Source organism: Lachnobacterium bovis DSM 14045 (assembly GCF_900107245.1).
GTDB classification, from domain to species: domain Bacteria; phylum Bacillota; class Clostridia; order Lachnospirales; family Lachnospiraceae; genus Roseburia; species Roseburia bovis.
Map to the genome: position 1 here is coordinate 15300 of NZ_FNPG01000019.1, position 21939 is coordinate 37238.

17 protein-coding genes are annotated in these 21939 nt (G+C 31.6%); 4 read left to right on the top strand and 13 right to left on the bottom strand.

What is annotated here, in order from left to right; all coding sequences use genetic code 11:
* The first annotated feature begins 209 nt into the window (after positions 1-209).
* The 3 genes from BLV79_RS08145 (at position 210) to BLV79_RS08155 (ending at position 4910) form a co-directional block, all read left to right on the top strand.
* Positions 210-2606 (top strand): endonuclease MutS2, encoded by a 2397-nt coding sequence (locus BLV79_RS08145; RefSeq protein WP_074717954.1) that lies wholly within the window; start codon positions 210-212, stop codon positions 2604-2606.
* A gap of 113 nt (positions 2607-2719) precedes the next feature.
* A complete protein-coding gene (locus BLV79_RS08150; RefSeq protein WP_074717956.1) occupies positions 2720-3427 on the top strand; it encodes a response regulator transcription factor in 708 nt (235 codons plus the stop codon).
* Positions 3428-3491: 64 nt separating this feature from the next.
* A complete protein-coding gene (locus BLV79_RS08155; protein WP_074717958.1) occupies positions 3492-4910 on the top strand; it encodes a HAMP domain-containing sensor histidine kinase in 1419 nt (472 codons plus the stop codon).
* Positions 4911-5044: 134 nt separating this feature from the next.
* On the opposite strand, the gene BLV79_RS08160 is transcribed toward BLV79_RS08155, so the two are convergent.
* The 7 genes from BLV79_RS08160 to BLV79_RS08190 all read right to left on the bottom strand — a co-directional run bounded on the left by BLV79_RS08160 (position 5045) and on the right by BLV79_RS08190 (position 15092).
* Positions 5045-6214 carry a hypothetical protein gene (locus BLV79_RS08160; protein WP_074717960.1) on the bottom strand — a complete coding sequence of 390 codons (1170 nt, stop codon included), beginning with the start codon at positions 6212-6214 and terminating at the stop codon, positions 5045-5047.
* A 206-nt stretch (positions 6215-6420) separates the two neighbouring features.
* On the bottom strand, positions 6421-8208 hold the full coding sequence (gene aspS / locus BLV79_RS08165) for an aspartate--tRNA ligase (protein WP_074717962.1): 1788 nt from the start codon (positions 8206-8208) through the stop codon (positions 6421-6423).
* Positions 8209-8305: 97 nt separating this feature from the next.
* Complete coding sequence (gene hisS, locus BLV79_RS08170; protein ID WP_074717964.1) at positions 8306-9565, bottom strand: histidine--tRNA ligase; 1260 nt, start codon at positions 9563-9565, stop codon at positions 8306-8308.
* Positions 9556-11103, bottom strand: coding sequence for a coproporphyrinogen dehydrogenase HemZ (gene hemZ / locus BLV79_RS08175; protein ID WP_074717966.1), 1548 nt, complete (start codon positions 11101-11103; stop codon positions 9556-9558). Before hemZ ends, hisS begins: the two co-directional genes overlap by 10 nt.
* Positions 11100-11729, bottom strand: a complete 630-nt coding sequence (locus tag BLV79_RS08180) for an MBL fold metallo-hydrolase (protein ID WP_074717968.1) — start codon at positions 11727-11729, stop codon at positions 11100-11102. The genes hemZ and BLV79_RS08180 overlap by 4 nt, the downstream gene beginning before the upstream one ends.
* A 40-nt stretch (positions 11730-11769) precedes the next feature.
* Complete coding sequence (locus BLV79_RS08185; RefSeq protein WP_074717970.1) at positions 11770-14112, bottom strand: RelA/SpoT family protein; 2343 nt, start codon at positions 14110-14112, stop codon at positions 11770-11772.
* 101 nt (positions 14113-14213) lie between these two features.
* Positions 14214-15092: a GNAT family N-acetyltransferase gene (locus tag BLV79_RS08190; RefSeq protein WP_074717972.1), complete on the bottom strand. Its 879-nt coding sequence runs from the start codon at positions 15090-15092 to the stop codon at positions 14214-14216.
* Between the two features lie 175 nt (positions 15093-15267).
* Here BLV79_RS08190 and BLV79_RS08195 point away from each other — a divergent pair, with 175 nt between their 5' ends.
* Positions 15268-15789: a peptidylprolyl isomerase gene (locus BLV79_RS08195; RefSeq protein ID WP_074717973.1), complete on the top strand. Its 522-nt coding sequence runs from the start codon at positions 15268-15270 to the stop codon at positions 15787-15789.
* 127 nt (positions 15790-15916) lie between these two features.
* Here BLV79_RS08195 and BLV79_RS08200 read toward each other — a convergent pair whose 3' ends face one another.
* The 6 genes from BLV79_RS08200 to BLV79_RS08225 all read right to left on the bottom strand — a co-directional run bounded on the left by BLV79_RS08200 (position 15917) and on the right by BLV79_RS08225 (position 21917).
* A complete protein-coding gene (locus BLV79_RS08200; protein ID WP_074717974.1) occupies positions 15917-16618 on the bottom strand; it encodes a hypothetical protein in 702 nt (233 codons plus the stop codon).
* Between the two features lie 3 nt (positions 16619-16621).
* A complete protein-coding gene (locus BLV79_RS08205; protein WP_074717976.1) occupies positions 16622-18169 on the bottom strand; it encodes a hypothetical protein in 1548 nt (515 codons plus the stop codon).
* A 44-nt stretch (positions 18170-18213) separates the two neighbouring features.
* Positions 18214-19290 carry a type IV pilus twitching motility protein PilT gene (locus tag BLV79_RS08210; protein WP_074717978.1) on the bottom strand — a complete coding sequence of 359 codons (1077 nt, stop codon included), beginning with the start codon at positions 19288-19290 and terminating at the stop codon, positions 18214-18216.
* A gap of 158 nt (positions 19291-19448) precedes the next feature.
* A complete protein-coding gene (gene truA / locus BLV79_RS08215) occupies positions 19449-20186 on the bottom strand; it encodes a tRNA pseudouridine(38-40) synthase TruA (RefSeq protein ID WP_074717980.1) in 738 nt (245 codons plus the stop codon).
* Positions 20187-20249: 63 nt separating this feature from the next.
* Complete coding sequence (locus tag BLV79_RS08220; protein ID WP_074717982.1) at positions 20250-21065, bottom strand: energy-coupling factor transporter transmembrane component T family protein; 816 nt, start codon at positions 21063-21065, stop codon at positions 20250-20252.
* Between the two features lie 3 nt (positions 21066-21068).
* Entirely contained in the window at positions 21069-21917 is an 849-nt protein-coding gene (locus BLV79_RS08225) for an energy-coupling factor transporter ATPase (RefSeq protein ID WP_074717984.1), read from the bottom strand.
* Positions 21918-21939: the final 22 nt, after the last annotated feature.

A 21939-nucleotide genomic window follows, 5' to 3' on the forward strand; every position in this document is an offset into this window, starting at 1 on the left:
CTATAATCAACTTATTGTACTAATTAATTATATTAGCAACCATATTTTCATGCAACCTTTTTAGAAAAATATAATTTTTTTCACATATATAAATCTTTTCGATTCCAGCATAATAATATATAATAATAATGTAGCTTTTAATTTAATAACAAATTTAAAAATTTTTTATATATAAAAATAAATATTTATACAGCAAAAAGGAAAATTATATGAATAAAAAAGTTTATAAAACACTCGAATATAATAAAATATTAGATACTCTTGCAAATCATGCTGCAAGTTCTGAGGCTAAAAAGAGATGTCTTTCTATTAAACCTCTTACAGATATTGATAAAATTAATTATCTTTTGGAAACAACGAACGATGCTCTAAATCGCATTTTTAGGGATTCTAGAATCTCTTTTGTTGGTGTATCTAACATTCACGGTTCTCTTAAAAGAATCGAAATCGGCGGTTCTTTAAATACTACTGAGCTTTTAAAAATAAGCTCTTTACTTGAAGTCGCCAAAAGAGCTAAATCGTATTCAAGAAACGAGGCTAATTCAGACGAAGATTCTTTAACACCTTTGTTTGACAGCCTAGAGCCTCTTACTAATTTATCTGATGAAATAAAACGATGCATTATCGGTGAAAACGAAATAGCTGATGAAGCAAGTTCCACCTTATCTTCTATCAGAAAAAAAATACGTGGAATGAATGATAAAATTCATGCCCAGCTTATGACAATCATGAATAATTCCACTACACGTTCTTATTTGCAGGATGCAGTTGTTACTATGCGTGATGGCAGATATTGCCTCCCTGTCAAAGCAGAACACAAGGCACATGTTCCTGGAATGGTTCACGATCAGTCTTCTACAGGTTCTACTTTATTTATCGAACCAATGGCTGTTGTAAACCTTAATAATGATTTAAAAAAACTATTTATCGCTGAGGAAGATGAAATTAACGTAATTTTACAAAAGCTTAGTGAAGAAGTCCTTTCTTATTCTGTTGCAATTTCCACAGATTATAAAGTTTTAGTAGAACTGGATTTTATTTTTGCAAAAGCTCATCTTGCAAAGGATTACAATGGTACTAAGCCAATTCTAAATACAAATGGATACATAAATATTTTAAAAGGTCGACATCCTCTTTTAGATCAAAAGAAGGTTGTTCCAATCAATATACATATTGGTTCCGATTACAAGCAGTTAATTGTCACTGGTCCTAATACAGGTGGTAAAACCGTTTCCTTAAAAACAGTTGGTCTTTTAACTTTAATGGGACAAGCTGGTTTATTAATCCCTGCTTCTGATCGTTCAGAACTAGCTATCTTTAAAGAGATTTATGCAGATATCGGCGACGAACAAAGTATTGAACAAAGCTTAAGTACTTTTTCATCTCATATGACAAATATTGTTGAGATTTTAAAACACGCTGATAGTGAAAGTCTCGTTTTATTTGATGAGTTATGTGCTGGAACTGATCCTACTGAAGGTGCTGCTTTAGCTATCGCTATTTTGCACAAACTTCTCCAATACGGTTCAACAGCCATGGCGACAACTCACTATAGCGAATTAAAAGTATATGCTTTAACATCAGATAACGTTGAAAATGCTTGTTGTGAGTTTGATGTAGAAACGCTAAGTCCAACTTACAGATTACTTATCGGTATTCCTGGAAAAAGTAATGCTTTTGCGATTTCTTCAAAACTTGGCCTAAGCAATAATATTATCGATGACGCTCGCTCAAGAATTGGACAACAAGATGAAGCATTTGAAGATTTACTCGCTGATTTAGAAAACAGTCGTAAAACAATTGAAAAAGAACGTATTGAAATTGCCAACTACAAGCGCGAAATTAAAACGCTTAAAGATCAGCTTGAAACCAAAAAAGAAAGCATCGATGCTAAAAAACAAAAAATAATTCGCGATGCAAATGAAGAAGCACTTAGAATCCTTCAGGAAGCTAAGAGTCTTGCAGACACAACCATACGAAACTTCCACAAATATGGAAAAGGTGTTGCACCTATGTCTCAAATGGAACGTGAACGAACAGCTCTACGCCAAAAAATGAATGATAGTGAAAAGAAACTTTCAAACGTTAAGAAGAAAAAAGCTGTCAACAATAATATTCCTAAAAATCTTCATATTGGTGACAAGGTTAAAGTTCTTAGCATGAATATTATTGGTACCGTTCATACTCTGCCTAATTCTCGAGGAGATTTACAGGTACAAATGGGAATTTTGCGTTCTAATGTCAACGTTAGTGATTTAGTTTTGGTAAAAGAAGACAGCACTACTTTTGCTTCTAAACCCATCTCTAACAGCAAAAAACATTCAAGCGGTGCTGGCAAAATTAAAATGTCAAAATCAGCTAATGTTTCATCAGAAATCAATCTAATTGGAATGACAACAGATGAAGCTATCGCTATACTTGATAAATATTTAGATGATGCTTATATTGCACATCTTTCTTCTGTAAGAATTGTACATGGAAAAGGTACAGGTGCACTCAGAAAAGCTGTACAGGCTTACTTAAAGCGCCAAAAATATATCAAATCATATCACCTTGGAGAATTCGGCGAAGGTGATGCTGGTGTTACAATTGCCGAATTCGATTAAAATGCATTAAAAAAAGTAACTCTATAACACAAAAGTCTTACAAATCAGCTCTAGGCTTTAAGACAACACAAAACAGTACCAAACTATCAAACACAGTAAAGGAGAATTGTGATATGGTTTCAAAACAAAAAATACTAATTGTTGACGATGACAATAATATCGCTCAACTTATTTCTCTATATTTAACAAAAGAATGTTATGACACAAAAATTGTAAATGACGGCGAATCAGCTTTATCTGAATTTGCATCATATAAACCAAATTTAATACTTCTCGATATAATGTTACCTGGTGTCGATGGATATCAGGTATGTCGTGAAATCCGTTCAAAACATGACACACCTATTATTATGTTATCTGCTAAAGGCGATATTTTTGATAAAGTTCTTGGATTAGAACTAGGAGCAGATGATTACATTATGAAACCGTTTGATTCTAAGGAATTGCTTGCACGAGTAAAGGCTGTACTACGCCGTTATACTCCTACTCCATCAACTCCACAACCTGATAATTCCAAAGTTGTTGAATATCCACTTTTAAGTATCAATCTTTCGAATTATTCTGTTGTTTATGATGGACATTCTCTCGAAATGCCCCCTAAAGAATTGGAGCTTTTATATTTTCTTGCATCAGCTCCTAATCAGGTTTTTACGAGAGAACAGTTACTTGACAACATATGGGGGTATGACTACGTTGGAGATACACGAACTGTCGATGTTCATGTCAAACGTCTACGTGAAAAAATAGGCGATACATCATATTGGAAAATATCAACTGTTTGGGGAATTGGATACAAATTTGAATTACTAGACAATAACTAATTTGTTTACGAATATATTTATACTATACTTGCAACTACATTTATATTTTTTCAGGAGCTAAGAAATGAAATTTACTATTTATAAAAAAATCACATTGATTAACATTGTTTTTACACTTATAGCTGTCATTTTTTTATGCACATTTACACAAATGCACACAACTATAATCGGCAAAAACCAGGCAACCAGTCGACTTGCAGATCTCTCAAATTTAATATATAAGGATTATGCAAAGGATTTTTTTGAAAATAAAATTTCCAAAAAAGAGGCTGAATTACACACTAAAAATTACAGTCAATCTTTGAATGTTGAAATATGGCTACTTGATAAAAATGGGAAAAAAATAACACATTTACCTACTGACACCACAAAAGATTGCAAATTAAACACAAATATTTTTTATGATGAAAAAAATAAAATAAATTCTGAATATCCTGCAATCTATGGTGACTGTGATGGAAAAATGCCAGACAACACTTTAAGTTTCTGCAAAATGGTTACGAAATCCAAAAAGACTCAGGGATATATAATTATTAGTTTGAATGAATCATTTATAGCCGATAGCGTAGACAGCTACATGCTTACAATTTTTCAGTCAACTCTTATTTTAATTATTATTCTTTGGATGATTTTACTTTTTGTGAAACTCACATTGTACCGTCGTTTCTGCGAAATAATGAAAACGGTTTACTCATATTCACAAGGTGATTTTTCCAAAAAAATCAACCACCAATACAACGATGAGCTAGGATATTTATCTAACACTCTTGATTATATGGCCAATGAATTAGATACTCTTGAAGATGAGGAAAGAATTTTTGTATCGAATGTATCACATGATTTTAGATCGCCTCTAACCTCTATCAAGGGCTATGTTGAAGCAATTATGGATGGTACTATTCCTGTAGAAATCCAGGATCAATACCTACAGATAATACTAGATGAAACTAATCGTCTTTCTAAATTAACGGAATCATTACTTGATTTAAATCAATTTGGAAAAAATGGAGCTAAACTTAATATTTCAACTTTTGATATAAACGAAGTTATACTAGCCACAACGCGAGTTTTTGGTGTATCTCTAAAAAAGAAAAACCTATCTATAAAAACAAAACTCGAGCCTGGAGCACTATTCGTTGAAGCAGACATCGATAAAATCCAACAAGTTATTTACAACCTTGTAGATAATGCGATTAAGTTTAGTTTCGAAAACAATTCTATTGATTTTGAAACTTATGTAAAACACGGTAAAGTGTTTGTCAGCATAAAAGATCATGGGATTGGAATTTCATCAGAAAATCAGAAAAAAATATGGGATCGCTTCTATAAAATTGATGCCTCTCGTGGAAAAAACAAAATGGGGGCTGGTCTTGGGCTATCAATTGTCAAGGCAATTATTAGCGCACATTCAGAAAACATCAATGTTATAAGCACTCCCGGTGCAGGAACTGAATTCATATTTACTCTAACCAAAAGTGAATAGTATGAACATAATACAAAAACGATGACCGTACGTTTTTTCTAGTACGTGTCATCGTTTTTATAATTTATATATAAGATTCTATCTTAAATGCATTTATCAAAATTAATATTCACTCTATACTACTATACTAAATACTACTTTAATCTCAGTGGATAACCATTTAAATCTCTTACTTCATAATTCACTCTATATGGAGCAATTCCTGCTCTCCATCCATCCTCAGATGTATTATCCACAACTCCATTAAATAAATCGTATGTAAAAGTATACCCTTCAGATGTTACAGCTTTAAGATATATTCTAACTCTATTTCCATTCTCAACTGGTAAACTATCTTTAATGTATTTCGATAAGTCAACTTTACCTGAAATATTCGTAATGCTCGTCTTAGATAAATCCTTAGAACCAACTTCAGGATTATCCGTTTTATTTTCAACACCATTTTCATTTCCTGTACTATTGTTTGAATTATCTTCTATTGCGTCTGACAATTTATTTGAATTAGATTTCTTTTCAGAGTTTTCCACTTTTTTCTTCTCATCTTCATGAGTTTTCAACATGTTAATGTTGAATTTATTGACATTATCCACATCAACAAGCAATTCAAATGTGGAAAAAGTGTATTTTTTCTGTCCATCTAGTGCATAACTGCACTCACTATCAAAATTTAGTGTTCCATTTGAATACTTTGGACTCTTTTTAAGCTTGCCACTTAATGCACTTTTAAAAATATTCAAAAAACATGAGTACTCGTTTAAAACTTCAGTACTTTTTTTCGATCCGCTCTGAAATAAAAACGTTACCTGACCATCATAATATTCATTCAATGGCAAAGTTATATTTTTTTCATAGCTATTCTTTGTATATTCAAGCTTGTATTCCTGTGTTCCGAAAAAAATCATTGCATCAGTATATTCTGTATACTCCTTTGGAGTCACCTTTACTTGAAGTGTATATACACCTTTTTCAAAATCCATAGAAACAGGCTCTATGCTATATTTAGCAATCAAACTAGCCTCTCCCTCTAACGTTTTCTTAACATTTCTATGCATATTTTCAATTTGGGCTTGCATCGTATTATCAGTATCTTGCATATAACTCAACTGATTATTAAGCAATCTAAGTTGATAATTATTTGAAATTATTTGCATAACTAATGCAATAATAATTATAAAATTAGACAACATCAATAAATAAGATACATTTATTCTAACCTTCTTTATTTTGATAATTTTAAATTTCTTACCCGTCTTTTTCATCAAAGACTTAACTTCTTTTAATTTGTCTTTTAATTTATCTTTCAATCTCCTCACCCTTTTTGAAAATATACTTTTAAAATGCTTCTAAAATACTTCTGCAAGCAATGAAAACACTGCTTGCAGATAAAATGTATATTATGAGCAGAGAATGATAATTCTATCATCTTTCTGCCATATTTTCAAGTATTTTTTTATTAAACATTATAATATAAACACTCACAAATATACGCCGTGCTTATATATTATTCTATTTATTGTTCTTCTTTTTCTTCTGGAAGATCAACTTTAATATGTAATTCTTCTAACTGGTGCTCTGATACTTCACTTGGCGCTCCAGTCATGATATCCTGTGCATTCTTATTCATTGGGAATGGAATAATCTCACGGATTGAATCTTCACCTGCAAGAAGCATTACCATTCTATCTACACCAGGAGCGATACCTGCATGTGGTGGTGCTCCATAACAAAATGCATTATACATAGCTGGGAATTTTGCTTTAACATCATCTTCGCATAATCTTACTAATTCAAAAGCTTTAACCATGATTTCAGGATCGTGGTTACGAACTGCACCTGATGATAATTCAACACCATTACATACTAAATCGTATTGATCTGCTGTAATTGTAAGTGGATCGATTTCTCCTCTCTCTGCTTTCAATAATGTTTCTAAACCACCTGAAGGCATTGAGAATGGGTTGTGACAGAACTCAAGCTCGCCTGATTCTTCACCTATTTCATACATTGGGAAATCAACAATCCAACAGAATGAATACTGTTCTTTATCCATATGTCCAGGAACTTTTGCACCGAATGTTTTAATTATAACCCCCGATGTTTTTTGTGCTAATGTCTTTTTACCAGCACAAACTAATACTAAGTCACCAGCTTTTAATCCTAATTTTTCAATAACTTCATCTTTTTTAGGTTTAACAAATTTAGAAATGCCACCAACGATTTCTAAATTGTCATCAACTCTAAACCAATAAACCTTGTTTCCTGCTTGAACTTCAACTTCTTCACAAGTTTTATCGATGAATTTTCTACTTTCTTTAAAATCAGATACAACAACGGCTTTAATTACGTTGTCATTAAATGGTTCAAATCCAACGTCGCTTAATAACTCTGTTGCATCATCAGCTGTTAAATCAATTCTTAAATCTGGCTTATCTGAACCATATTTTTCCATTGATTCTAAGTATGGAATTCTTTTGAATGGAGCTTCTGAAGCTCTGTTATATGTACCATATTTTGCAAATACAGGTGGTAAAACATCCTCAAGAATAGCAAATACATCTTCTTGTGATGCGAATGCCATTTCCATATCTAACTGATAGAATTCTCCTGGACTTCTGTCTCCTCTTGCATCTTCATCTCTAAAACAAGGAGCAATCTGGAAATATCTATCAATACCAGATACCATTAACAACTGTTTAAACTGCTGTGGTGCCTGTGGTAAAGCATAGAATTTACCAGGATGTTTTCTAGCTGGTACCAAATAATCACGAGCACCTTCTGGAGAAGAAGCTGTAAGAATTGGTGTTGTGATTTCCATAAAACCATGTTCTGTCATTGCCTTACGTAAAGCAGCAATTACGTTTGAACGTAAAACAATATTCTTTTTAACTTCTGGATTTCTAAGATCAAGATAACGATATCTTAATCTAGCTGTTTCATCAGCATTACGGCTGTGATTAATTTCAAATGGTAACTCATTGTATCTACATTTTCCTAATACTTTAATTTCGCTAGGAACAACTTCGATATCACCTGTATCTTGTTTTGGATTCTTTGAACTACGTTCTCTTACTACACCAACTACTGAAATTGTTGATTCTTTTGTAATTGGTTTAACAACTTTCATCATTTCTTCTGTTTCAACTACAATTTGTGTAGTACCATAGAAATCTCTAAGAACTATAAATCCTAAATTAGATCCTACTTCTCTGAAATTTTCTAGCCATCCAACTAATTTTACTTCTTTATTAACATCTGAAGCTCTTAGTTGTCCACATGTATGTGTACGCGACTGCATCATAATAATTCTCCTTTAACATATTAACATTTATAATTTTGTTAATGTTTATATTAACTTATTAACTATTGATTTTAATTTATTTTACGTGTTTTATTAATTATCTTGCAAAAAATTCTACGAATTCTTCATAACCTTGCTGCATTAATTGCTCTTTTTGGAATTTTTTATTTTTATTCATACGAACAACTAACACCTGCTGGCCTTCTTCTCTAGCTTCTTTAGCTTGTTTCATTACTTCAACAACTTTTTCTGCTGAACATTTCTTTTCAACTAAATAAGCAACCTTTTTACCTGTTGTAGGTACTTTAAATCCTTGCTCCATTAACAAAAGAACAATTCTTTCAAATCCGATTGAAAAACCACAAGCTGGAACATCATGTCCTGTGAATTTACCAATCATCTTGTCGTAACGTCCACCGCCACCACAAGCTGCACCTAATGAAGGCATAGCAATTTCAAAAATAGTTCCTGTATAATAACTCATACCTCTAACTAATGTTGGATCAAATACAAGTTTAAATTTAGCTGTTTTAGCTGCTTCAACTGCTGTTGCAATTTCTGTCATGCTTGTAGCTACTTCATCTTCTAAGTAATCAGCTAATTTTTCTTTAAGTAATTTAACACCTTCAACTACATCTTTTTTATCTTCTAAAAGTGTAAATAACTGTAGATATTTTTCTACTGATTCTTGATTATAACCGCATTCGATTAATTCTTTTTGAACTCCATCTAATCCGATTTTATCCATTTTATCTAATATAATGAATATTTCATCATAATCTTTTTCTTCAAAACCAGAATATGCTGCCATAGCTTTTAAAATTCTTCTTTCATTAATTCTGATTTCGAAATCTTCAAAACCTAATCTTCCAATTGTTGTTGTTGTTGCTGTAATTAATTCAATTTCAGCTAAGTTAGATGGTTCTCCTAAAATATCAATATCACATTGTGTGAACTGACGATATCTACCTCTTTGAGGTCTATCAGCTCTCCAAACACTTCCGATTTGAAGTGCTTTAAAAGGTGTTGGAAGCTCATTGGCATGATTGCTATAATAACGTGAAAGAGGTACTGTTAAATCATAACGCATTCCAAAATCAACAACATCTGATTCTTCTTTTGCTTCAGCTACGTTTAATTTTTCTCCTCTTTTTAAAACTTTAAAAATAAGTTTTTCATTTTCTCCACCTTGTTTGCTACTTAAATTAGAAATATTCTCCATGCAAGGTGTTTCAATTGGTGTAAAACCAAATTTACGATATGTATCTTTGATTACACTTGTCACATAATCTCTAATTTCCATTTCGTCTGGTAAAATATCTTTCATACCAGTAACCGGTTTTTTACTTAATGCCATTTTACTTCCTCCATTTTGGTTCTTTTTCTTTCTATCATTTCATCAATTCTTTCAAGATAATTCTTGACATCTTTGACATTTTCAACTCTAGCAATCTTACGATTTCCATCCTGATTATATTCGTTTAAAACTAGCTTTGTCGATGCACCTGCACCAAGTGCCATTATAGTCTGTTTTTCTTCCATAATCAAGATATTATACACTCCAGACTTGCCCTTTTGACAATATCCAACATTTTCCATATTGCCAGCCATTCCTTTTTGGCGATACAGATAATATGGAACAAGTCCCATTTCTCTGCAATACTTTTCACACATTTTCATATGTTCTGAAGTATTTATCATTTTCATTTTTTCATAATGTTCTTTAAAAACAGTAAGTCTTGCAGCTCTTTTTATTGCAAGAGAATGAACTGTAACATTATCTGGTTTTAATTCTTTTATAACTTCCATTGTATGTCTAACATCATCTATCGTTTCTCCTGGAAGTCCTACAATTAAATCCATATTTATATGTGAAAAACCAAGTTCTCGCGCTAATTTAAAGCTTTCTATAGTTTGTTCTACTGTATGATGACGACCTATCAGCTTTAAAGTTTCCTGATTCATAGTCTGTGGATTAATTGAAATCCTATCAATTCCATTTTTTCTTAAAACTTCAAGCTTTTCTCTTGTAATTGAATCGGGTCTACCTGCCTCTACAGTAAATTCAACACAATGTGACATATCAAAACTTGATTTAACTTTCTTAATCAATCTTTCCATTTGGTGTGGTAACAACGTAGTAGGTGTGCCTCCACCAAAATATACTGAATTAAGCTTTTTGTGTTTGCATTTTTCTGCTGTAAAATCAATTTCTTTTTCTAATGCATCTAAATATTCATCTACTCTGTTTTTCCAAATTCCTAGCGGATAGGAAGTAAACGAACAATACAAACATGTGCTTGGGCAAAAAGGAATACCAATATACAAACTATATCCGTTTTCATAATCAACATCTTTTAAAATATCAATCTCTTCCTTTGCGACTTCAATACTAAGATTAATTTTTTCATCCGAGCATAAATATTTAGACTTCATCTCATCAAAAACCTCTTTGTCGCTTTTGCCTGCTTGAAGGAGCTTCATTGGAATCTTAGTTGGTCTGATTCCTGTAAGTGTTCCCCAAGGTAATTCCTTTTTAGAAGCTTCAGACATCAATTTATAAACATTCTTCTTTAAATTATCTTTTGTTTTTTTTCTATCATCAGAAAAAGTTTCAAATTCACATTTATTTATTTCTTTTTTGGCTCCATCGGAAAGCACTTCAAAAAATTTCATTCTGATTTTGTTTTCTTCATCTAAGAATTTAACATCTAACCAGAATTTTGCATTTTTATCTGCTTTATCTATCGAATGATCTGTACTTGCAACGTTTTTTGAAGTCATATCTACATCATTTGTATAATAACATTCTACTTCTTCCTTTGAATAAAACGCCTTTACAATTCCATAAATGTCATATTCAAATTCTGCTTTATTTAAAATTACATTTATCATATATATGGGTTATACATCCTCTCAGTTTCGATAGTAGTTTCCTCATTATGACCTGGATAAACTCTAGTATCATCTGGCAATGGCATAAGTTTCTCTCTTATTCCTCTAACGAGATCACTTTGACTTCCTTTAGGAAAATCTGTTCTACCTACTGAACCGCAAAACAGAGTATCTCCAACAAAAACTACTGATTCATAAGGGAAATAATAACAACATCCTCCTATCGTATGTCCTGGTGTAAAAAGCACCCTGATTTTAAATCCTGCTATATCTAATTCTTGTTCATCTTTTACAAAAATATCCGCAGAATATTTTTTTGCTTCTCCTAACCATGTTGAAAGATTCATGGATGGATCATTTAAAGTTTCCTTTTCTTTCTCGTAAATATAAACAGGCACATCAAATTCTTCTTTTACTTGTGCACAGCCATTAACATGATCAAAATGACCATGCGTCAAAAGAATAGCCTTAACTATGTATTTGTTCTCTATTATTTTTGAAATAAGTTGCTTGGCATTATCTCCTGGATCTACAACTATCGCCTCATTAGTCTCTGTATTAATAACAAAATAGCAATTAGTCATAACGGGTCCTACAACATAATGTTCAATTTTTAATTTGCTCATACAGTCCCTTTCTTATTTCTATCGTGGAAAAACCACCGTTCTAGCCGGTGGTTCTTCTAATGTCAATAATACTATCTACTTGCTTTAATCTTTCGATCAAGCTATTCATCTCTCGTTTTCCTTTTGTATAGAAGGAAACATTTATTGTAGCAATACCTTGTTTATTTGTCTTAGAAAATAAACCTGTTATGTTTATATTTCTTTCTGTAAAAATCTTAGATATATCTACCAAAAGACCTGATCTATCCTGACAATAGAGATTAATTTCTGTAAAGTATTCACAATCCTGTTCATTAATGTCTGCTTGCCATTCAGCTTCAATAAGACGCTCTCTTTCAATTTCTGAAAGATTAAAAATATTAATGCAATCAGTTCTATGAATTGAGACACCACGTCCTCTAGTTACAAAACCAACAATTTCATCGCCTGGTACTGGTGAACAACATTTTGAAAAATGAACAGCAACATCATATAAGCCTTTAACAACAATACCACTCTTTGAACGTCTATGCTCAGTTTGTGTTTTATTTTCTGCAATATTTTCTGCAACTTCTTCATCTGTGATTCGTACCAAATGATCTTTTTGGTATTCTTCAAACATCTTATTTATAACCTGGCTCTCTTTTAAGCCACCATGACCAACAGTTGCAAGACATGATTTCCAATCATGGAAACCATATTTTCTTAATATCTTCTCTTGATATTCTGGTTTATTGATATCGCTAAAATCAATTCCTTTTCCTTTAGCGCAGCTTAACAATAATTCTTTACCTTTAGCGATATTTTCTTCTTTAAGCTCACTTCTAAACCATTGATTTATTTTATTTTTAGCTTGCGTACTTCTTACAATAGAAAGCCAATCTCTACTTGGTCCTCTAGAATTACCTGATGTAATAATCTCAATTCTATCACCATTTTTAATGGTGTAATCAATTGGAACAAGCTTTCCATTAACTCGTGCACCAACCATTTTATTACCAACAGCTGAATGAATGCTGTATGCAAAATCTATTGGCGTTGAACCATTTGGTAAATTCTTAACATCTCCTGATGGTGTAAAACAAAATACTGTATCAGAAAACAAATCCAAGTCACTCTTTAACAGCTTAAGGAATTCTTTATTGTCTGCCATATCCTGCTGCCATTCAAGAATCTGCCTCAACCAACTAAGTTTCTCTTCTTCAGAAACTGTTGTTTTAGTTTCCATTCCATTATTGGCTTCTTTGTATTTCCAATGAGCTGCAATACCATATTCCGCAGTTCTGTGCATCTCATAAGTTCTAATCTGAATCTCAAATGGCTGTCCACTAGGCCCTATAAGTGTCGTATGTAATGATTGATACATATTTGGCTTAGGCATAGCAATATAATCTTTAAAACGTCCCGGAATAGGCTTGTACATCTCATGCATAATACCAAGAACTGCATAACAATCTTTAATAGAATCTACCAATATTCTTATTGCAAATAAATCATAAATCTGATCTATTGTTTTATTTTGATTTAACATTTTCTTATAAATACTAAAGAAATGTTTTGCTCTACCTGATACATCAGCAACAAAACCTGCTTTTTTGACTTGTTCGTCTACTTTCTCTACTAAGCTCTTGATATAATCGTCTCGTACACTTTTTCTAAGTGCAACTTTTTCTACCAAATCATAATATGCTTCTGGTTCTAAATATTTAAGAGATAAATCTTCTAATTCTATTTTAATTTTGCTGATACCAAGTCTTTGTGCGATTGGACAATATATTTCTTGCGTTTCTCTAGCAATTCTAGTCTGAGCTTCTTTAGATTGATATCTTAAAGTTCTCATGTTATGCAAACGATCCGCTAATTTAATAATAATAACACGGATATCTTTTGCCATTGCAAGAAACATCTTTCGTAAATTCTCCGCCTGCATTTCTAATCTATCAGTTGCCGTTTTGTTTTTCCCGGTCTTTTTTTCTTTTTGCGACAAATGTAAATGCTTTAATTTAGTAACACCATCTACTAAAAGCAAAACTTCCGCACCAAATTCTTCTTCTAACTCTTCTTTAGTAGCGGCTGTATCTTCTAAAACATCATGTAATAAACCTGCTGCTATCGTCTCTTTATCCATTTCTAACTCTGCAAGTATAATTGCAACACAAAGAGGATGCGCTATATAAGGTTCTCCTGATTTTCTAACCTGACCTTGATGCGAATCAAACGCCCATTTATACGCCTTTTCTACTAAGGATGTATCAGCTGATGGATGATATTTCTTAATGCTTTCAATTAATTCCTCATATAAATCATCAGGACTTACAAATTCCTTAATTGCCTTAATACTATCAGCATGTGAATGGAACTCTTTTTCAATTTTCTCTAATTCTTCTTTTGAAATATCTGCCATACTGATCACCTACCTTCATAACTTGCTAATACTACTAAAATCACACTAAAATATTATATTTTATTTTAACACAAAAATCAATATTTTGCTCTCTTTAGATTTTATAATTTTTTTACATACTTTTGTAAAAATACATGATTATCTTTTATCTCTTTTTCAAAAACAAATCCCAAAGACTTTGCAAACTCAATGGAAGCATAATTTGTTTCATGTATAAAACATGCAAGTTTTGTAATTGCAAATTCAGTTTTTACCACTTCAAATAATTTGCGACAGATTTCAGTTGCAATACCTTTTCTTTGATATGCTCCGAGAAGAGCATATCCTAACTCAATATTAAACTCTTTTCCTCTGTTTTTTGGCTCAATTCCTACTCTTCCTATCATTTTATCTGTTTTTTTATCTATAACATTCCACATTCCATATCCGTAAAAAGGATAAACTGATCTTATATATGTTTCCTGATACTTATATTCATCTTTTTTTCTAAATAATGGTTCGATGTATCTTGAAAACTCTGGATCTTTGTACATCTCGCAAAATTCATCAAATCTGCTTAAATCCATTTCTTTAACTATACAACGTTCTGTTTCGAAAACTTCTATTGGAATACTATGAAAACGTTTAAAAACATCTTCTATATCTTCAAAACATAATCCCTTAAAACTGCTATAATATATTTCAGCATTAAATAAATCATTTATCTCTCTTTCTACCGGACCGCACGCAATACATGGGATATCAAAACTATGGCACATTATTAATGTATCTATCTTTTCAATAAAAGCCAATATATTTTTTTCCTTTCCATAACGATATAACTCTTTGGCTATTTCATTTGAATGATAATCTCTTATATTAATTTCTACAATCTCTATATTATGTTTTTTAAACTCTACATCACGTATTCTAACAAAATCTTCATCTTCTTCTGGTTGTTCTCTCACAAAAAGCAGTACTTTTTCTAATTTTTTTTCCATCTTATGTTTTTCTCAACCTTTCTTTTACTTTTTATATATTATTAATTATTTATTACTTATTTTTTCTTTACGTTTGTCTTCTTTTCCGTTACAATTATGCATGTACTTTACAAAAAAGTGTATTTTTATTCTATTATATACTTTTTTTAATATTAATCGAAAGAAGGAATTTATAATGACTCAAAATCCAATAGTTACATTCGTTATGCAAAACGGCGATATTATGAAAGCTGAATTATATCCAGAAGTTGCACCAAATACTGTAAACAACTTCATCAGCTTAGCCAACCATGGTTTTTATGATGGTTTAATTTTCCACCGTGTCATCAAAAACTTTATGATTCAAGGTGGCGATCCAGATGGTACTGGAATGGGCGGCCCAGCTTATAGTATTCGTGGTGAATTTACACAAAATGGTTTCCCTAATTCTTTAGCTCATACAGCTGGTGTTTTATCAATGGCTCGTTCTATGATGCCTGACTCAGCAGGAAGCCAATTCTTTATCATGCACAAAGATGCTCCACATCTTGATGGTGCTTATGCCGCTTTTGGTAAAATAATTGAAGGTTTAGATATCGTTGACAAAATTGCCTCAACACAAACTGATTACTCTGATCGTCCACTTGAAGATCAGGTTATGAAATCTGTTTCTGTTGAATGCTTTGGTGTAGAATATCCAGAACCAGAAACTCTCTAATAAATTTATTTAGTAAAACTTAATAAGTTTATATAATATATCGCCCCCCAGATGACAAATAATAAATTTTTATTGCAATTATATATTTTTTAGCATAAAAATTTATATTCTCTGGAGGGCTTTTATTTTAGTAGTATTCTAATTTGATAACTGCATCTATAGCATCATCACCAAAATCTGTTTCTGCATCAACCTCAACTACCCTAGCTGATGATGTTTGTTCTCTTAGTTTTTTTATAAAATCTACTAGACTAGCTCTATCTGCATTAACACTAATATTAACTTCTTTATACAATTTGCTTATCTCTTTTGAATCATTATAATAAATCACCCTTGGACAATTTATTTTAATTTCATCTATTGTAACACCTACTTCATTTTCTATCAAAATAAGTTCTGCTACAATTCTAACATCTGAAAGTATGTCTTGAGAGCTTTTTGTCTCTAATATTTCCTTTCGTCCGCTAGAAATCTCTTTTATTTCTTTTGAATTAGTTTTTTGCTTGCTTAACTCTAATTCGCTTGTGTCTGATTCATAACTGTTTAATAAATCTTTCCCGTTAAATAAATATACTTGTTTTCCTTGTAGTACATCTACTTTGCTTTTTACTGCAGATTTACTATCTAATCCCCCTTGTAAATAGTCTAGTCTACATTTCATCTGTATTATATTGTAATCCAACTTCCTTCTCTCTCCCCCATAAAAATTATTACTCACCAATGATGCAACTATTAAAATAGTAACACCAACTATATAATACCAAACTTTACTAGATTTTAGTATATATTTTTTGCTTTTTAAATAATCTTTTTTGTGAAACTTTCCCATAGCCTAGAGCTTCCCTTCTATATTTAAAAACCATTTTTCTCTAGTATCATCTTTTTTTAAACTTTTAACTGTTAATTGGCTAATATTTTCTTTTGATACCTTTTCTTTTTTGACCTTTCCTCCTTCTATTTTTTTTGCTAAATCTAACGCATCCTCCTTTGAATCTGTTTGAATTACTGCCTCGAAATTATATGTTGTAACATTAAATTTTGCTATTTTATCAGTGCTTTTTAATTTTGCATCAATTGTGTCATAGAGTTCTTTCCACTGAGCATTTTTCACTTCATCTGCAAAAATAACATTCTGACATTCTTTTTTTAGATTTTCTAATTTATTCCTATATCTTGCCATCTCTACTGAAGGAGTAACAAGGATTACGATTGCTATCGCAAAACATGCTGTCAGAAACAATTTTGCAAATCGATTTGAATTATGGATAAATCCTACTTTATTATCTTTTTGTGCCTCTATCTTCTGGTACTGCTCAATTAGTTTATCTTCTTCAACGTAGATTAATCCTTCGTTGATTATTTTTACATCCGTTTCTATGTACCTCTGCAAATACTTATCCAAACCACACATGTGACTTGCGATTCCCGTTATACAAACAAACTTTTTTCTTCGTGACATTATATCTGTTTTTAAGACATTTTCTTTTATTTCTTCAAATAAAAAGTGTAGTTTTCTAACAACTGAATCCTTATATTCTTCTTCGTAATCGCCATCAGTTCCATGGTTAAAACAATCTCTTTTTTCCATTTTTGCGATTACTTTGCTTATACTTTCTTCATCATACACTTTGTTTTTTATAAGCGAGTAAACAGCGTCTTTGGCACCATACATTATAACTTTTTTGTTAATTATTCTACCTTTTTTTACATCCAAAAAAACAGTCTTTGTCATTCCAATATCAACAATTGTGATATTCTTGTATTTCTTTGCAAAAGAATCATCATATACATTTTCAACAACATTTAAACCTGTAAAATCCATACCTAACGAATCTGCCGTCGCCTTTGCTCCATTCATAATCTTTTTAGGAACTGCCGTTAAAATGTATGCTCTTTCATTATTTCGTTTTTCTTTAAATGTTAGTTTTTCTTTTTGTTCTTCTATGAAAACCAAAAACAGGTTTTTATTAATCGGGAATTCTGACAAAATCTGATCTTTTACTTTTTTATTTTTTATCTTCTTTGGGCTTTTAATTCTTTCTCTTTTGGCTATTATTTTCGTTGAATGAACGAGCATTCCAACTGTTGTATATCCTAATTCCTTAATATCGCCTACACTTAATTCTTTTTTTTTCGCTAATTTCTCTTTAATTTCCTTGTCAAATACTTTTGCAGTATTATCTTTTCTAATCTCTTTTAATCTTTCTTCAAAAACTTCAACAAATTTCTGAACATCACAAATATTTCCATCATAGACGACATCTTCTGGTGTATCAAACATCATAAACGCATCTATTCTGGATTTTCTTCTCATTATTGTAACAAAATAAATTTTTGCAATCTGATTCCCAATTTCAAAGCACAACATTTTCTTTTTCATATAACACCGCACTCCCTAAAATTGCTCCAATAAATATATTTACTCTAAAATAATTGTACACGTTCTCCCATCATTGATTTATCATTAGCATAACTTATAGCACTCTCGCCATTTATTATACCTTTCATATATAAATCATATATAGAATCGTCCATCAAACGCATTCCGTCTTTTTTTCTTTCCTGCATAATACTTGGAATTTGATACGTCTTTCCTGTTTTTATCAATTTCGATATTTCAATATTATTTAACATCACCTCAAATGCTACCGCTCGTCCTTTTGAATCTTTTATAGGCAATAATTGCTGCGCAACTACGCCTTTTAAAACACTTGATAACATTACTCGAATTTGCTGTTGCTGATGTAGTGGATATACCTCTATAAGCCTGTCTATTGCATCCACCACGCTATTATTGTGCAAAGTGGAAAAAACTAATCGTCCATTTTCTGCTGCCGAAATTGCAGATGAAATAGAATCTAAATCTCTCATTTCTCCCACAAAAATAACATCCGGATCTTGCCTAAGCGCGGCCTTTATTGCATTTGCATAGCACTTAGTATCAACACCTATCTCTCTTTGCAACACAATAGACTTGCCATGCTGATGCAGATATTCAATGGGATCTTCAATCGTAATTATATTTTTTACATGATTTTGCGCTATTTCACTTAATAATGCCGCTATTGTTGTTGATTTTCCACTACCTGCGGGACCAGTAACCAAAATTAAACCTTTTTTTAAGTCACATAATTTGATGACTGATTCTGGGATATTTATATCTTTTGCTTTAGGAATATTAAAAGGCAGAATACGCATTGACATCGCAAATGTACCCCTTTGTCTAAAGACATTCACTCTAACACGTCCTAGACCGGATACAGAATATGCATAATCAAGTTCACCATATTCTTCTAGTTCCTCCATCTGTTTTTCTTCTAACATTCCTTTTAAAATATTTTCAATATCATATGGTTTTAAAAAATATTTTTTTAATGGAATCATCTCACCATCCACTCTAATCATAACATTACTTGATGGTGCCAGATGAATATCAGAAGCGGCATTATTTTGAGCTTCGTTTAAAATTTGTAATAGTAAATCTATGCTACTTTCTCCCATTTTTCTCCCCCATCAGTTAAAAATTTAGAGGATAAAATAATAAAAATCCCCTAAAATAATTATAAATGTTCTGCATAAATCTTTCAACTATTTTGATTATTTTTTGTGTATTTTACACAACTCAACAAATTTATATTCAACTATAAACATATACTGTATTATTTTTCTTCTTCCCAACTTATCATCGTCAAACCTTTAGCCGGTGCTGTTGGACCTGCAAAGCCCCTGTCTTTCTTTTCAATTATATCTTTTAACTCTTCTGGACGAATATCACCTGAACCGACTTTTATTAATGTTCCAGCAATTATTCTGACCATATTATATAAAAATCCGTTACCCGTAACTCGAATTATAATTACATCATCTTTCTTGAAAACTTCACACGCATATACCGTTCTAACTGTTGTTTTAACCTGAGCATTTGCAGCACAAAAACTTTTAAAATCATGTTCGCCTTCAATAAATTTTGCAGCTTGTTCCATTTTTTTTACATCTAAATCATAATAATAAAAATGTGTATCTAATCGTCTTGTTGGATCTGGAAATTTTCTATTTAGGATACGATATTCATACACTTTTTTACTTTTTACAAATCTAGGATGAAAATCGTCTGCAACCTTACATGAGTCTATTACAACGATATCTTCTGGTAGTCTTTGATTAAGGGCAAAACATATTTTTTCAGCCGGCATCCTGGTATCAACGTCAAAAATACAAACATTTCCAAGCGAATGAACACCTGAATCTGTTCTACTTGCACCTATAACATTAATTGGAGTTTTAAACAAATTTGTTAATGCGTCATTTAATTTTTCTTCTATAGTTACACCATTTGGCTGAACCTGCCAACCTTTATAATTGGTACCATCGTATGCTACTACTAATTTTACTCTCATATCTTATTCCTTAACTCTATTTTATACATTATGTATTTATGAACTCTGTAAGTGTAAAACTAACTATTGTGGAAAAGGGATTACTATACTTGTTACAATAACTATTACGACAAAGCTAATAATAATACTATATGCAATTTTATCTCTTTTTTCATAATGCAATGGTTTCATTTTTGTTCTTATATCACTTGTAGTATAACATCTTGCTTCCATCGCCATGGCCAATTCGTCTGCTCTTCTAAAAGCTGATACCATAAGTGGCACGAGTAAAGGAATCATATTTTTTGCTTTTTTTATAATGTTTCCACTTTCGAAATCTGCACCTCTTGCCATCTGCGCTTTCATGATTTTATCCGTCTCTTCCACAAGAATTGGAATAAATCTAAGAGCTATCGACATCATCATTGCTATTGCATGAACCGGTACATGTATCTTACTTAATGGCCCTAACGATTTTTCAAGCCCATCTGTTAGTTGGTTAGGAGTCGTAGTTAAACTCATAAGTGATGTGCCTATTATAAGAAAAATTAATCTTATTGTCATAACAATTGCATTTGTTATACCAACATTTGTCACTTGAAGAATACCAAAATGCCAAAAAGTTTTATCACCGGGTGTTAGGAAAAGGTTAAATATTGTCGTAATCAACAAAAGCATTACAATCCCCTTCAATCCTTTTGTAATGTATGCAAAAGGAATTTTAGATAGCTTAATTGTTGTCACTAAAAAAACAGTTATAACTGCAAAACCTACTATACCTTTACCACAAAACAAAGCTATAATATACATTAATGTTGCAAACAATTTTACCCTTGGATCTAATTTATGTATTATAGAATCTGAAGGATAATATTGTCCTATCGTAATATCTCTAATCATTTCCTATCTCCCTAAAGCCTTTAATATACTTTTTTTTGCCTCTTCAACAGTAGTTACATCTACATCTACATCCAAATTTCTTGCCTTTAATTCATGCATCAAATATGTCACCTGTGGAGCAGCTAGGCCAATTCTTTCGAGCTCTTTATAGTATTTAAAGACTTCTCTCGGATTACCATTAAGCATTATATGGCCTTTATCCATCACAATTATTCGTTTCACATAATTGGCTACATCCTCCATACTATGTGATACTAAGACTATTGTCATTTCCAATTCTTCTTGCATCTTTTTTAACAGATCAAAGATTTCATCTCGACCAGCTGGGTCTAATCCGGCTGTCGGCTCATCTAAAATCAAAACTTTTGGTTTCATAGCTAATACACCAGCAATTGCAACTCTTCTTTTTTGTCCTCCTGACAATTCAAATGGAGAAGAATAATACAAATCATCTGGCAAACCAACATTATAAAGTGCTTCAAAAGCTCTAAGTTCTACTGTTTTTTTATCCAAACCCTGGTTCTTAGGTCCAAAACAAACATCTTCAAAAACTGTTGTTTCAAATAGTTGATGCTCAGGATACTGAAAAACCAAGCCAACTTTTCCTCTTAATTTTTTCATGTCATAATCATCATCATAAATATCTTCACCATCAACATAAATATGTCCTGATGTCGCTTTAAGCAGACCATTTAGATGTTGAGTCAATGTGGATTTCCCCGATCCTGTATGACCTATAATTCCTATAAATTCATTATCATCTATTTTTAAATTTATATCATTTAATGCCATAATCTCATATGAAGTATCTTTTCCATATAAATAGCTAACCTTATCTAAAATTATTGACATAATATCCTCTTTCTTTTTTCAC